Source organism: Ignavibacteria bacterium, assembly GCA_013177855.1.
Taxonomy (GTDB): Bacteria; Bacteroidota; Ignavibacteria; order Ch128b; family Ch128b; genus Ch128b.
This window is the reverse complement of sequence record JABLYA010000001.1, coordinates 1973564-1989194: the sequence shown is the minus strand read 5'-3', so window position 1 is coordinate 1989194 and position 15631 is coordinate 1973564. Positions and strand designations below refer to the sequence as shown.

Sequence of the window (15631 nt, the reverse complement as noted above, 5' to 3'; positions counted from 1 at the left end):
ATAAGAGTGGTTTATTAAGTATTTGAATTTTTTAATTGAACAGGTATTAAACTTCTTACGCAATTGTGGATAAAAACTCTCTTGCTGAATATTTCTTCTTTATGACTTCTTTGATAATTAAATGTTCTGGCTTTGCAAGATCAGGATCTTCTTCTATCAAACTAAAAGTAAAGTCTCGAACTCTTTCTATTAATTCTTGATCTGAAAAGATATCTACAAATTTAAATTCTGGTATACCGCTCTGTTTGGTTCCGAAAATATCTCCAGGTCCACGAAGCTTAAAATCAATCTCTGCAATCTTAAATCCATCTGAATATTTTTTCATCGCTTTGAGTCTTTCTCTCGCAATACTGGTTTGATTATTTAAATCGAATAAAGTTTTTGTTCTGACATCGTCAACTTCAATTTCAGAGATTAAAATACAATACGATTGTTTATCGCTTCTCCCGACTCTCCCTCTTAACTGATGAAGCTGTGAAAGACCAAATCTCTGTGCCTCTTCAATTACCATAATCGTCGCGTTTGGATTATCAATTCCAACTTCAATTACCGATGTCGCAACTAAAATCTGAATTTCACCAGCATTAAATCTATTCATTATATCCTCTTTTTCTTCAGACGGCAGCTTTCCGTGAATCATCCCAACATTAAATTCTTTGAATATTTCGTTCTTCAACTTTTGAAAATTAGAAATCACATCTTCCAGATCTATTTTTTCCGATTCCTCAATTAACGGATAAATAATGTAGGCTTGATTACCTTTTGCAATTTCTTTCCGGATAAAATCATAAAGACTTGGTTTTTTATCTGGAGTAATAACATGAGTTTTAATTGGCTTCCTGTTTTTAGGCATTGTTTTAATTATTGAAACATCCAGATCCGAATAAATTGTAAGAGCTAAAGTTCTTGGAATTGGTGTGGCTGTCATCACAAGTAAGTGTGGGTTTCGACCTTTCATTTTGAGCTTTGCTCTTTGAACCACACCAAAGCGATGCTGCTCATCAATAATCACATAACCAAGATTTTGAAATTGCACATTATCTTCAATTAAAGCATGAGTTCCGATTAATATTTGTAATTCACCGTTTTCAATCATCTTTGAATATTTTTTTCTGATGGAATTTGGAGTGCTGCTGGTAAGAAGTCCTATTGTAATCGGCAAGTCTTTAAGCAGATTGGTGAAATAATTGTAATGCTGAAATGCAAGAATTTCTGTTGGAGCCATAATTGCAACTTGAAAACCATTATCAACTGCAATGAGTGCGGTAATTAATGCAACAAGAGTTTTACCACTTCCCACATCACCTTGAAGCAATCGGTTCATTGGATAACCACTCTTAAAATCATTATAAATTTCTCTAATAACTTTTTTCTGATCTTCAGTTAATTCAAAAGGTAATTTCTTCTCAATGAAGTAACGAGCATTCTCCCCTACTTTTGTGAATTTAATTGATTCATCAAGCTGTTTAAGAGCTTTTCGATTTATTGCTGCAATCATCTGGTAATAAAAGATCTCTTCAAATTTCATTCGATAGCGGGCCTTATTTAAGAGATCAAAATTTTCAGGATTATGAAGATTTTTAACTGCTCTTATGAGACTCATTAAATTAAATTTTCTTAAAATATAATCTGGCAAAGTTTCTGTGATCAGAGCCAAATAATTGCTTAAAGCATTCTGAATTATCTTCCTCAAAGTATGAGAACCAAAAGCATTTGCTTTTGCCTGTGAAATTCCTCTCAAAGAATACTGCGGTACAATTCTTCCGGTATTCTGAAAATCAAAATCTTCTTCATCTTTAATTATATCAAAAGTAGGATGGTAAAGAACTGGTTCTCCATCCAAACCCGATTGAACTTTGCCAGAGAAAGCGACAACAAGTCCGACAGAAAAAATTTTTTGAAAAAGATGAATCCCTTCGAAGAAAATTATTTTTAGGTTTGCCGAGCCGTCGCTCAAGATGATCTGTAGTATCTGCCTTTTTGATGTTTGAATTTTATTGATGGATTTTATTTTACCGACAAAAGTTACCTCTTCTTCCGAACCGGAGTGGATTAATCTGTATGCTTGAACAATGGGAATGACAGTTGTTCTATCATAATATCGATAAGGGAAATAGAATAATAAATCTTCAATTGTATGAATGCCTAAAGCATTTAAAATTTTTTCCCGAGCTTCACCAACTCCTTTTATAAATTTTAATGATGGAAGTTTATCCCGTTCAATCTTTAACATACATTCTTAAAATTTTTACAAAAATATAAATAAAATATTTTGATGAATGGTAATTAATAATTTTCGGTTTGATTCTTTGTAATCTTTGCGGCTCTGCGTTTTAATTTATTCGTTCGTTCTTTTCTAAAAATTGTCATTCCTTCAGGATTTTAACTTTTTTGTTGCATCTTCATTTCTATAATAATTTCATCCTTTCAGGATTTTTTGAGTGATAGATATAACTTCTTTCCAAAATTAACATATCTAATCTCTGCGAACTTTTGTGTTCTTTGCGGCTCTGCGTTTTAATTTATTCGTTCGTTCTTTTCTCAAAAATGTCATCCCTTCGGGATTTTAATTTTTTGGTTGCATCTTTATTCCTATAATAATTTCATCCTTTCAGGATTTTTTGAGTGATAGATATAACTTCTTGCTAAAATTAACATATCTAATCTCTGCGAACCTTTGTGTTCTTTGCGGCTCTGCGTTTTAATTTATTCGTTCGTTCTTTTCTCAAAAATTTCATCCCTTCGGGATTTTAACTTTTTTGTTGCATCTTCATTTTTATAATAATTCCATTCTTTCAGGATTTTTTTAAGTGATAAATACAACTTCTTTCTAAAATTAGAATATCTAATCTTTGCGAAACTTTGCGTTCTTTGCGTATCTGTGTTTAATTAATTTTCCTCTTTAATTCAGTATACTTCAATTGAAAGATAAAATCATGTAATAAAGCATCGTTCTTTAATCTGCGCGCATCTTTGATAAAACATTTCCACTTGATAATTTGCTTTCAATTAAAAACAAAAAAGAGGATAAAATGACAGCTAATAAAGATTACACAGTTGTTGAACGATTTCTCAGATATGTAAAATACGATACTCAATCATCTGAGGAATCAACGACATTTCCATCAACAGAAAAACAAAAAATTTTAGGTCAAATTCTTGCCGACGAATTAAAAGAAATTGGAATGCAAAATGTTGAACTCGATGAGTTCGGTTATGTTTACGCTGAACTTCCCTCAAATTCAGACAAAGATGTACCTCCGATTGGATTTTTAGCTCATATGGATACATCCCCTGAAGTAAGCGGAGCAAATGTAAATCCAATTATTCATAAAAACTATGACGGCGGAAAAATCGTTTTGCCTGCAGATCCGACTCAAGTAATTGATCCAGAAGAACATCCAGATTTAAAAGAACAAATCGGCAACGACATAATCACTGCTGATGGAACCACACTACTCGGTGCCGACAACAAAGCTGGACTTGCAGAAATTGTTGATGCAATGCGTTACTTAATACAACATCCTGAAATCAAACATGGACCTATCAAAGTTTGTTTTACTCCTGATGAAGAAGTAGGACGTGGAACAGAAAAAATCAGACTGGATAGATTTGGTGCTAAATACGCTTATACAGTTGATGGGGAGTCACTTGGTGAAATAGAAAACGAAACATTCTGTGCGGACACAGTAATTCTAACAATTCAAGGTTTTAATTGTCATCCTGGTTATGCAAAAAATAAATTGGTCAATGCAATAAAAATTGCTGCTGATTTTATAGATGCACTTCCAAAAGATTCTCTTTCACCCGAGACAACGGAAGGAAGAGAAGGTTATGTCCATCCTTATGTTGTAAACGGAGGAGTTGATGTAACAACTATTAAAATTCTAATTCGAGATTTTGAAGAAGCAGGACTAAAAGAAAAAGAAGCCTTTCTTAAAGCTCTTGCAGAAGAAATCGTCTCGAAATATCCTAAGGCAAGTTTTAAGTTTGAAGTTCAAGAATCTTATCGAAATATGAGATATGTTCTTGATAAGCATCCACAGGTTGTTCAATATGCACTCGAGGCTGTTGAAAGAGCCGGGATAAAACCTAAGTTAAATATTATTCGCGGCGGAACAGACGGTTCAAGACTTTCTTATATGGGATTGCCCTGTCCAAATATTTTTGCGGGTGAACATGCATTTCATTCAAGATTGGAATGGATCTCAGTACAGGATATGCAAAAAGCAGTTGATGTAATTGTTAATCTCTGTCAAATCTGGGAAGAAAAAAGTTAATTAATGTTTTTTGTTTATTTCTTTTGTCAGGCTTCGATCTTGCTTAACCTGACAGTGATTTGTCGCCCTGAGATTTTGTCACAGGGATTGTCATCCTGAGCCTGTCAAAGGAAATGTCATCCTGAGCTTGTCGAAGGATGACTGTAACTTCTGAAAATGTGCGTTTACTCTCTGTCATACTTCGATGAACTCAGTATGACAGCGGAATTTTACCCTGAGTTTGTGGAAGATAATTTCATCCTTTCAGGATTTTGTTGTTTTATGTTTAATTGTTTTTCTATAATAATATCATCCATTCTGGATTTAGTTTTTCTGATTGGCAGATAAAATGAGCGAATTTTAATCTACAAGAATAAAATTCTACTCAATTAAATTTGCTATTTGGCTTCTATTATTATCCTCTTTATTGTAATCAATTGCTAAATAATTAACCACGAAGTGGTGAAATTATTATAGAACGAAATTTATATGAAAAAAATTAAAACTCCAAAGGAGTGACATTATAAGAACATTAAATTCCATTTATCTGAAATTTTTTCTTTCATTATGTTAGACATAATGTCATCCCTTCGGGATTTTGTCTTTTGTTGTGCTTTCAATTTTATCTATAATAATTTCATCCTTTCAGGATTTTGTTTTTTGGCTTGCAATTTTATGTATAATAATTTCACCCATTCGGTATTTTGTTATTTTATGTAAAATTGATTTTTCTATAAGAATTTCATACATGCTTGATTTGATTTTTTATTCGCGGAAATTAAACCGAACTCATATTTTGAATAATTTTCTCAACTCCGAAGGAGTTGAATATGATTAACCCCGAGTTGCACTCGGGGAAATAATATCAATAAAAAATTCAACCCTGAAGGGGTTGAATGTGAGAATTTATTTTTTTGATGATTGATATGGAATGGAATATTTTTAATCGTTTAAAACAATTTCTGTTATAATTGAACCCCTTTGGGGTTCTTAGTTTTGCGGTTCTCATTTACCCCCAATGCGATTGGGGACTATTCACATTAAACCCCTGCGGGTTTTTATTTTTTAATTTATTATCCACATCCATTGGTGAGTTCATTGGTTATTCGTTTCAGACATTTTTAGGATTGTTATAAATGTACCCTTACCCCAATGTAATTGTATATTAATCACATTGAGCCATTACAGGTTTCTTTTTTTCTTTTTCTTTTTTCAATTGGAATTCATTGTTATTCAATTAATACTTCTTCAAGTTTATTTTGCATTACCATTTAAAACAAAAAAGCCCTCTGAAAATCAGAGGGCTTTTTCGTTGATCATCAAATCACTTTACTTCATCAAAATCATCTTCTTCGTCTGAACAAAATTGCCAGCAACTAGTCGATAAATATAGGTTCCACTTGCTAAATTATCAGCATTAAATTCATAATCATAAGAACCTAATGGCAATTCTTTATTTTCAAGTATTGTCGCTACTTCCTGACCAAGAATATTATAAACTTTTAAGGTAACTTTTGTCATTTCTGGCAGTGTAAATTTAATCCTTGTCGATAAGTTAAATGGATTAGGATAATTTTGATAAAGCTGAAAAATGTTTTTAGCTTTATCTTCTTCTACATTAGTAAAAAAAGTAATTCTTTGAATAAAAGAATAAAGGTTTCTCGGTTTGTTTACTGCAACGAAAATATGTGAATTATTATTAGTCATTACGTGCCCAGATCCTGCTATTTTGATTCTGCTAGTTACTTCTTCGAGATTTTCATTAAGAGTTAAAATATAACTAAAATTAGTCACAGGATCATTTACTAAAACGTAATATAAATTAATCTTTAATACAGCTCTAACAAATCCTTTCATAATTTTTTCTTTCTTTTTCAATATGGAAAAAGTAGAGTCAATGAGATATAAATTTACATAAACAGTATCATTGGGAAAGATTGAAGAAGCTACAAATATTTTTCCATTTTCATAATAGCCTCTTAATCTAAAATCTTGGTTGCTAAATTTAAAAATTTTTAAAGAATCATTAAAATTATTTATCACAATAATTCTTGAATTTAGTTTGCCGTCGTCGTATATGATCATCTTGTTAAAGTCAGAATTGGGATCTAGGGTAGTTATATCTACATTTATATCAGGGAAACTTTTTAAAAGAGTTAATTCGGGATAACTATAAATTTTTAAGGTGGTATTATAGGTGATTAAAATTGGTTTATTTAAATATTTGAATAAACCAATTGGAAATGGCATTCGATTATTTTTGATAACGGTACCATCTTTATGTAAATGCAATATAAAATCTTCTTGCTTGTTTGTAATAAGTATATAAGGAATTATTAAAGTATCACCAGATAATAGTGTTTTATAGCCGACAACAACAACTGTATCAGGTATATAATTTTTTTTAAAGATAATGGTTTGTTGATTTGTATTAATATCAACTTTTACAACTTGAAGAGAGTTGTCGTAATTACTTCCTATAACAAAAATTTTTTCATTATCAAGTATTAAATCGTTGATAAGAAGATTGTCAAAATTTTGACTTATTAAGATATTACTAAACAAAAAAAGGAATGCAAATAATTTGGTTTTCATAACTCCTCCTATTAAAATTCTTGTTGTGATTTTAATATTTTCATCAAAAAATTTCAAATGATGATAATAATAATTAAAAATTGATTTTTATGTTCTTAATCATAGACAAAACTCTAAGTTTGTGGAAGTTTCATTAAACCATTAAGAATTATTTGTGAAGGATATTAAAGAGAATCAATAGTTATAAAAAAAATAATTATAAATTCTTCTTGACAAAAACTGATGCTGATAATCTTAATGATAAAATTGAATTAAAAGAATTTAATGAAGGAAATAATAATGAATAGCTTTATGCAGTTGTTGAAAATTTATTTAAAAATTAAAACAAAAATTTGAAAATCATCTAATTATTAAATCTGTAAAGCAATAATACATTTAAAACAAAAAAGCCCTCTGAAAATCAGAGGGCTTTTTCGTTGATTATCAAACTTGCTTTACTTCATCAAAACCATCTTCTTCGTCTGAACAAAATTGCCAGCAACTAATCGATAAATATAGGTTCCACTTGTCAAATTACCAGCATTAAATTCATAATCATAAGAACCTGCCGGCAATTCCTTGTTCTCAAGTATTGTCGCTACTTCCTGACCAAGTACATTGTAAACTTTCAATGTGACTCTTGTCATCTCTGGAAGTGTGAATTTAATCCTTGTCGATGGGTTGAATGGATTTGGATAGTTCTGTGATAATGAATATGTCGTCGGCTTTGTAACTGACTGATCATTAACTCCTGTAATGTTTGTCAAATATGAATCTCCCATCCTTCCAAATGTATCAACCGTTGTCGCTCCTGTCATAAATCTCGTCATATTCAAAATGTGATTTTGTGCAAAGCCAGCTTCATTATCATTTCCTCCACCATTATTTGCAGCATCTCCAAAGTTGATTGAATATTTGTACTCAACTCTCAATATTGTGTATTGCGGGAATGTAATATCTCTCGAGAATATCTTATCGCCTGCTACCAAATCTCCATTTGTCCCATCATCATACAATCTTATCATTACTGTCGAATCACTATTGGGCCATCCACCCTGTGGCCATTGCAATGGCAATGCACTTCCTGCTATGTGTACTGTATTAACTACTGGGAATGGCTGTCCATTGATTATCGATATCGCTCCATTGGTATTAACTGTAAACTTAATCGTTGCAGGCTGATTTAATACAGTCGCCAAGCTTGCATCGTTAAATGAACCACTGTAAAACACCGCTCCTGCATTGATATCATCCTGTGTAAATGTATATACTCTGTTTGGTCGGCTTTCCCAGTTATTCGGTGTATACCAGAACTTAAATTCAATGCTCTCACCTACTCCTGCATTAATTGTCCAGGTTCCTTCATACAAATCTGGATTTAATGGATTTGGTGTAAGTATCCATGCCTTCGATGTCCAGCCATTGAATGTTCCATTTACGGAAACTGTGTCTGTGGCTGGATTAAATCTTCCGCTTAATCGCTCTAATTCCATATTGCAGGAGAAGGTAAACTGAATTGGAAATTGTGGAACATACACACTGTCATTATTGAAGTAGCCGCCATCATAAACATTTGTTCCTGCCTGAACTGTGTAAGTTCTGTTTGGAATTTGATCTTCCCAGAAATCCTGTCCACCTCTTACAATGACAAACTTGAATTCAAGATTATCACCAACATTGAATGTCTTTGTAATTGAGTAGACTGAGTCACCATCTGGATCGCTTAATTGATCAGCATTTCCACTCCACCCGTTGAAACTGCCGCGAATTACAACCAAATCACTTGATGGAGTGAATTTACCTTTCAGAATTGCTACACGCATGTTGATATTGAATGTGACCTGAGCTTGAGCTGTAATTACTGAGTCATTATCAAAATAGAAATCATAAGTCACATTTCCTTCTGGGAATACAACTACTCTATTAGAAATACTTTCCCATATTTCTTGATTATCTTTTAGGATCACGAATTTAAATTCTGTTGTATCACCTGCAATTAAGTATCCTTTTGTAATTGTATAAACAGTATCACCATCACTATCGAGCAAAAGATCAGCATTTCCACTCCAATTATTGAATGTTCCTCTAACTACCAATGAATCTTCAGCAGGATTGAAAAGACCTTTTGCAGTCTTAACTTTCATATTTACATTAAATGTAACATTTGCATAAAGTTTTGTTCTATAACGAGCAATTCCATTATTTGTACCTAAGACAAATAGATCAAATGTTCCGTCACCATTATTTTTGAAGTCAACATCACCTGTACCGTTTGTATTTGCATTTGTACCGAGTGATGAAGTTACAAAAACCAATTTTCCGTTTGCTAATCCATCAGCTACATCAACAAGTCTGATATTTTCATTGCCAGTTCCATAATTAAAAACTGCGAGATATTTCTTGGCCCCATATTCAACATAATCCATAGCGGTACTTCCAGTTGCAACGACTTCACCAGGAAGAGTTGCTAAAAGATTTCCACTTGCATCATATTCTTTTACATTTCTGCCAGCAGAATTTAAATAAAATCCAACAGCTCCTGTTCCTTTTGGTGCAACAGTTGGAACTGTTCCCTGTGCACCATCACTCAAAGTAATTTCAGTTGCAGTGAAAGTATTTCCGTTATCGGTTGTATTGAAACGGAATATTTTATTTTGAGAAGCAGCAGCTGCCCATATTGTGATTGAATTATCTGCTGTGCTTCCAACCACTGTAATTTTATCTCCTAAACGGTAGCCCGTTGTAGTTGTAAAATCAATTACATTTACTGGTGCAGCTGTTAAATTATCCCAACGGTACACCTTAAAAGAGGTAGTATTGGTTCCTGTTGTAAGATTGCATGCAAAAATTTTCCCATCAGCTGAAACTTCGACATCATTAAGAATAAATGTACCTCCAGAGACACCTGTAATATCAAGGACGCCTAAACTATCTCCCGTTGCAGGATCAAGTACCAACACTTTTGTTGTTCCCAATCTTGAAACTAAAAATAATTTTTCCTGCCCATCTACTACACCGTAAGCAGAACCTCGTTCAGTATGACTTGTGCCAATATAACTTGGCATAGTTCCTGTGGCTTGGGATTTTTCCCAGATAGTTGAGTAGCGAAAAGATTGAGTTTGTGCAAGACTAACGCACAAAAGAACAGTTAATATTGTAAGTATTGTTCGTCTCATAGGACGCTCTCCTTTGTTTTTATTTGATTTATTTCTTATACAAAAATAGTTTTATCATAAATCTCAAAAAAGCTCACTTTAAGTAGAGAAATTTAAATGACCTGCTTTTATTACCTATCATTAAATTCCCAAAATAAACTCCGGATGAAAGACCAAATTTGCCCGCATCAAAATCAATTTCGTATTCACCTGACTTTACATTTTCATTGATTAATCTTACTAACTCCCTGCCTGTGAAATCAAAAATTTTAAGCGAAACAAACTGATTATTTTCTCTAACAATAAATCGAATTTTTGTTTTGGAATTAAATGGATTTGGATAGACTGAAACCAGACTTTTATTTTCTTCTCTATCAGAATTCGTGAATGACTTCTCTTCAACCGCTGTAATAATTAAATCAGGTGAGAGTTTTCTATTAAGCAGTAAAAGCACAGCATCTGAAGTAATATATTTTCCAGGTTCAATTCCATAATTATCAAGTTTAAGAATTCTCTTATTTCCTTTTGTAAGATAAAAATCACCAAGTTTATACCAGCCGGCATTCGCAGTAGTCATCTGATTAACATAAAATAACGATGAATCATTTTGATGATAAACAGTATATCTTGCTCTTGTCGTATTAACTGTGTTTGTTACTATATAAACATACAGATGATAATAAGCATCATAAGGGACATCGACAAAGTATTCAATTGATGCATAAGAAGTATCGTTTGTCATTGAAAAACCGCTCGAATGACCACCTGCGGGGAATGAATTCCACTTTCCGACTTTAATTGTAGTATTTGAAGTATCATCATTCATAATCCCTTTTGGGCGCCAGATTTGTCCCTGTCTGTATGGTAATTGAGCTTGCTGAGAATAATAAGTTGATTTTAATGTATCGCCTAAAAAGTTATTGTTTGCTCTTAAGCCCTCATAAAAAAACCAGGATTCTCCCTTAACATTTCTCTGTCTATTAGCTTGAAGAACATTAAATAAATATGAGGGAGAAATCAACCAACTTCCAATTTTCATTAAAGCAGCAGGAAAGAAAATATGTCTTTTTGATAATGGAACATAACTCAAAGCAAGATTTAATTCATATAAGTATGATGAAAAATCATATCGATACAGCTGAGGCATAAATGTATCGCAATAACCAGAATCAACCCAAGTTTTTGAATCTTGAAGATAATTTTCGTATCCCCATGGATAAACACTCGGTGTGGATGATACAATTAAATAATCTCCACGAACTTTCACTGAATCATAAAGTCTTTTGAAGAATTGATTAAGCTTATTTGCTCTCCATCTTTTCCATTGAGAGTTTTGAAAATCATAAGGTGGCGAGGCACCATTGTTTTCAGCTTTATAAATTGAGACTGTCACAGAATCATAACCACCTTCAATTGCCATTGCGGGTAATCTGTCATCAGCTTGAACACCGTCAACATCATATTTATCTATTACTTCCGTAAAAAGAGAAATCATAAAATCCTGGACTTCAGGATTTATTCCCGACATCCAGATGAACTGCGGGAATTGACTTTCACGAGTTGCAAATTTTCCTGTTCGATCAAGTGATGCCCAATGCGGATATTTTTTTATGATGTGACCGCTATCATTTGCATTTTGAGCATACCATGGCGAAAGCCCATACTCAAACCAGGCAATTACTTCTATTCCATTGCGATGAGCTTCTATTATGACTTTTTCCAATGGATCCCTTCCCGCAAATGTTTGCCAGATTGGGATTCCGAATCGTTCATTCATAACTTTACTTGGATACAAAGTGTAGCCCTTGTTCCATGTACAAACAAAAACAGTGTTTATTCCTATTGAAGCTAAATAGTCCATTGCTTCAGCAATTGATCGATCGTTAAAAAGAACATAACTATCGACATTTGTGATCCAGGTACCTCTTAATTCTTGAACCTGTGAGTGAAGTTCTAAGTTGAAACTTATGATAATTATATGAATCCAGATTAGAATTTTTATTTTATTGTTCATTTTATACTTACTTAGATTTTTTAATTACCAAAATCAGGAAACTTTACTTTTTCTTTGTAGATTTCTCTAAATAACTCTGGATATTTTTTCAATCCTTCATAAAAGAAAAAAACTTCTCCATTAATTCCGTATTCTCTATTGAGCTGAACTTTATTTTTTATTAATTCAGGTGAGGCATAATAACTTCCAACCTTGAGCAAAATACCAGGATAAAATTTTCTCAAATCTTGTTTATCGATTTGATTTTCAACGATATCAACTAAAAGTTTTTGATAATCTTCTATCTTATATCTGTATAATTGAGGACAAATCAAATCCACATTTTTAGACTTCAACCACTCAGGCCAATCTTGTAAATATTCTTCCTTGCTCCAGGGATAAATGCTCGGAGCCATTGAAACAATCAAATTCGGATTAATTGATTTTACTTCATCATAAATTTTTTTCATAAAAAGATTTAATCTCTTTGCACGCCAATCAACCCACAACGAATCACGAAAATCTTTTGGCGGCTCTTGACCATTGTGTTCCGATTTATAAAGATTAATTGTGTAATCATCGTAGCCACTTTCGACAGGCATTGCTGGTAATCTGTCATCGCCCTGAATTCCATCAACTTTATAATTAGTCACAACTTCTTTAATTAATGAAAGAATAAAATTTTGAACTTCAGGATGAAAACCATTCATCCACTCAAAACCATTTTTCGAAACTAAATTTCCGTTAACATCAATTGCTTTCCAGTGAGGTTTTAATTTTAAAATCTTTCCGCCATTTTGTTTGTATGAACTTGCAAATCCAAATTCAAACCAAGCAATCACCTTCATATTTCTTTTGTGAGCTTCATCAATCAAAACTGGTAGCGGATCAAAATCTTTCAGCAATGTGTCCAGTTCTAAACCTGTAAAATCTTTCATTATTTTAGAATTATATTGGGTCATTCCTTTGTTCCATACAACAACAAAAATGGTATTAAAGCCGAGTTCATCAAGAAAATTTACTGCTTCAATAATTTTTGACTTAGAAGTTAAAACATCACTATCAACATTCGTTAGCCAGACGCCCCGTATTGCTTCACTCTGGGAAAAACAACTTATGTTAGTAAGGAGAAGGAATATCAGGATAAACGTTTTTAGTTCGAGATTTTTTTTAAATCTAGAGATCATGATATAAATCAATTTTTGTTTTGATGCTAAAATGTCTTTCAGAAACGAGCTCTTATTCCCGCTCTTAATTCATACATCTGAAAGACACTCACATTTTCAAGGTCGAGATCCAGAGTTGCCCATAGTTCTCCGATAACTGCTTTGTAGTTTGCGTTGAATTCAAACCAGAGAGGTTCAATAATTTTTGTAGAAATATTTAAACCAACATTAAACCCACCGCTCCAATCAAGTTGCTTAAGAGGAGGCACCTTTAGAATAACGGCATCATAAGTAATTCCAGATCTATCAACTCTTAAAGTATCAAAGTAGCCACTCCTTCCGCTTTCCCATCGATAAATTCCAAATCCAAATGTCAAATCACTCTTGAAAAAATTGAGATCTAAAATGTTAGCATTTGCATTTGCTGAAATGCCGAAAATTTTTAAGTCGGTTTCAAGTTTTGGTAAATCAAAAATTAAAGTTTCTTCTGTTCCACCGAGATTTACATTCCGTTTAATTTTCAAATTATCTCGGTTCTCTTTCATAAAACTGATGTATTCAAACTTACCGAACCACTCCCAACTTTCACTTGATTTGTAGCCCGCAAATAAAGAAACTCCGCCATCAGGTTTGAAGCGGTAACTTAATGAGCCCACAGGAATTAGATAAGAACCGCTCAGTCCTGCAAAGTAAATTTTCTCCTGAGCAATTAAATTAATCGAAATGAAAAATATGAGCGATAACAGAAAAGTTTTTTTAATCATATTTCATCTCAGTATAAAAATGTTAGATAAATTTTAAAGTTGAAGTAGTCATCGATTGGGAATTGATCAAAACCCATTTTGCCAATTGTTTTGATGAAATAGTTGTAACCAAAAGATGTTCCAACAGAAAAAATTTCTGATGGTTGATAGTCGAATTCAATTGAGCCAAATACACCAATTGGATTTCCATATTTATTAGTTGCAAAATTTCTGTAACTATATTCAAATGTATAATTAGCTTCATCAAATCTCTTTCGCCAGGTTTCTTCGAGATATAATCTTCTTGTATAAAAATATACTCCTGCGCCAATCTGTGGTTTTATGTAAATATTCTTAATCGGTTGAAAATTCCCTTTTAATGAAACTTGAAAAGGTACAAGATCCATTTTCTGAATTGGATTCAAATATGCTGCAAGGGTTGAGTCTGCTCTTAAATTATCTCTGATAATACCAGCGTATCTTTCCGTGTAAAACCTCCAGTTCCATTGTTGAATTGCACTATCCTGCTGAAGAGAAAAAAGACTATAGCCTCCCGAAAAACTTAATTCGATATTTTTATGGATTGAAAACGAAATTTCCGCTCCGCCTCCAACTGCATCAATTTTTGTAACCAATAATCTCTTCTTTAGCGGATAGGAATAATCTGTGTAAAATGAAATTGAAGAAAGTTTGAACTGAGCAATTGAATATTGAGTGAATAATAAGATTAAAATTAGAGATGAAGTTTTTTTGTTGTTCATAAAATTCCAGCCTGCAAAGTTAATCTGAGAATATTTCCAAGTCTTCCATAGTTAGAGATTGAAAAATCAAATGAAATAGGAATGATTGGTTCACCATTTATTCCGAAACCAAATGAGTAAGTTTCTTCATCGTAGAAAAATTTATATCCACCACGAATTGAGAACATATTTTTCCAGGAGATTTCTAATCCAGTATTTAATCGTTCATCACCATCGTTTGGGTGTATCGCTTCAACAATTGAAGTCAAACGATAGTCAGAACTATAATCACCAATAATTTCAACTGCGGCACCGAGTTTCAAAACAGCTGGCATCTTAAACGGGTCATTTATGAATTTTGCATCTGTCCCAAAGTTTTGAATTACAGCTCCAATTCTCAAGCTTTTCAGCCCTGTGTAATAAAAAACTCCACCATCAAGAACGAAATTATTTGCATTATAAATATCAATTTTTTCATTGACATATTTAAGAGAAATCCCAAAAGAAAATTTATCCGTCAACATTTTCGAATAAGAAAGTGCAAAGGCAAGAGCATTAGAGTTGAAATTTCCAATTGTCTCATAAACTCTCTGGCCTGCTACTTTTTGGGTTTTCGGCATTGAACCATAATCGAACATCAATGCACCAATTGAGAAAACTCCAAAATTTGAGTTATAAGAATAACTCGCAGCATATTGTTTAATCTCGGCAAAATAAGGTGAGTAGAAGAAAGAAAAATTATGGGCTTTGTTTGTAAAGCCACAAATTGCAGGATTGACGAAAATTCCATCAGAATTTAAATCAGGGAGAGTAATTCCTGCATCACCAAGTCCTGTGGTTCGAGCGTTGACAGGAACTTCAAGAAAAACAAATCCTGCTGTTGCAGTTTTTCGAAATGTCTGAGAATAACTTTCTGAGAGTAAAGTGAAAATGAAAAATAAAATTAGAATAAAATTAAACTGAATTGAAGTTACTTTACGATAAAGAATTTTTTCATTCAT

General features: G+C 32.7%; 9 protein-coding genes. 1 reads left to right on the top strand and 8 read right to left on the bottom strand.

From position 1 onward, the window contains the following. Positions 1–55 precede the first annotated feature (55 nt). Positions 56–2233 (bottom strand): ATP-dependent DNA helicase RecG, encoded by a 2178-nt coding sequence (gene recG, locus HPY57_08350; protein ID NPV11784.1) that lies wholly within the window; start codon positions 2231–2233, stop codon positions 56–58. 799 nt (positions 2234–3032) lie between these two features. Here recG and pepT point away from each other — a divergent pair. After that, positions 3033–4280: a peptidase T gene (gene pepT, locus HPY57_08345; GenBank protein NPV11783.1), complete on the top strand. Its 1248-nt coding sequence runs from the start codon at positions 3033–3035 to the stop codon at positions 4278–4280. A gap of 1308 nt (positions 4281–5588) precedes the next feature. On the opposite strand, the gene HPY57_08340 is transcribed toward pepT, so the two are convergent. The 7 genes from HPY57_08340 to HPY57_08310 all read right to left on the bottom strand — a co-directional run bounded on the left by HPY57_08340 (position 5589) and on the right by HPY57_08310 (position 15631). Next, positions 5589–6116: a T9SS type A sorting domain-containing protein gene (locus tag HPY57_08340; GenBank protein ID NPV11782.1), complete on the bottom strand. Its 528-nt coding sequence runs from the start codon at positions 6114–6116 to the stop codon at positions 5589–5591. A gap of 1172 nt (positions 6117–7288) precedes the next feature. Then, on the bottom strand, positions 7289–10009 hold the full coding sequence (locus tag HPY57_08335) for a DUF5018 domain-containing protein (protein NPV11781.1): 2721 nt from the start codon (positions 10007–10009) through the stop codon (positions 7289–7291). Between the two features lie 73 nt (positions 10010–10082). After that, complete coding sequence (locus HPY57_08330) at positions 10083–12002, bottom strand: family 10 glycosylhydrolase (protein NPV11780.1); 1920 nt, start codon at positions 12000–12002, stop codon at positions 10083–10085. A gap of 20 nt (positions 12003–12022) precedes the next feature. After that, positions 12023–13168 (bottom strand): family 10 glycosylhydrolase, encoded by a 1146-nt coding sequence (locus tag HPY57_08325; protein ID NPV11779.1) that lies wholly within the window; start codon positions 13166–13168, stop codon positions 12023–12025. 38 nt (positions 13169–13206) lie between these two features. After that, a complete protein-coding gene (locus HPY57_08320) occupies positions 13207–13911 on the bottom strand; it encodes a hypothetical protein (GenBank protein NPV11778.1) in 705 nt (234 codons plus the stop codon). Positions 13912–13919: 8 nt separating this feature from the next. Further along, on the bottom strand, positions 13920–14651 hold the full coding sequence (locus tag HPY57_08315; protein ID NPV11777.1) for a hypothetical protein: 732 nt from the start codon (positions 14649–14651) through the stop codon (positions 13920–13922). Then, positions 14648–15631 carry a PorV/PorQ family protein gene (locus HPY57_08310; GenBank protein NPV11776.1) on the bottom strand — a complete coding sequence of 328 codons (984 nt, stop codon included), beginning with the start codon at positions 15629–15631 and terminating at the stop codon, positions 14648–14650. The genes HPY57_08315 and HPY57_08310 overlap by 4 nt, the downstream gene beginning before the upstream one ends.